This window comes from Streptomyces sp. URMC 126 (assembly GCF_051386555.1).
In the GTDB taxonomy this organism is placed as follows: domain Bacteria; phylum Actinomycetota; class Actinomycetes; order Streptomycetales; family Streptomycetaceae; genus Streptomyces.
Genome location: NZ_JBPQTX010001110.1, coordinates 1 through 252 on the forward strand (window position 1 = coordinate 1; position 252 = coordinate 252).

At 34.1% G+C, this 252-nt stretch carries 1 protein-coding gene; it reads left to right on the forward strand.

Annotated elements, in window-relative coordinates; all coding sequences use genetic code 11:
• The coding region (locus ACSNOK_RS35285; RefSeq protein WP_236558887.1) for a hypothetical protein at positions 1-202 on the forward strand (202 nt) is incomplete at its 5' end.
• Between the last annotated feature and the right edge of the window lie 50 nt (positions 203-252).

Here is a 252-nt window from a genome sequence, read left to right on the forward strand (position 1 = left end):
TTATACAGGTATTTTATTCTTAGCTTGTGTTTTTTATACATTTCCAACAAATTTAATCGCTGATACATTAACGCATCCGCTTACTATTTTAAAACAAGGCAGTGTCATTATATCAAGACAAGGCGTTAATTTTAAGTGTTCTTTTCATGAAAAAAGCTCTCCATCATCTAGGAGAGCTAAACTAGTAGTGATATTTCTATAAGCCATGTTCTGTTCCATCGTACTCATCACGTGCACTAGTCACACTGGTAC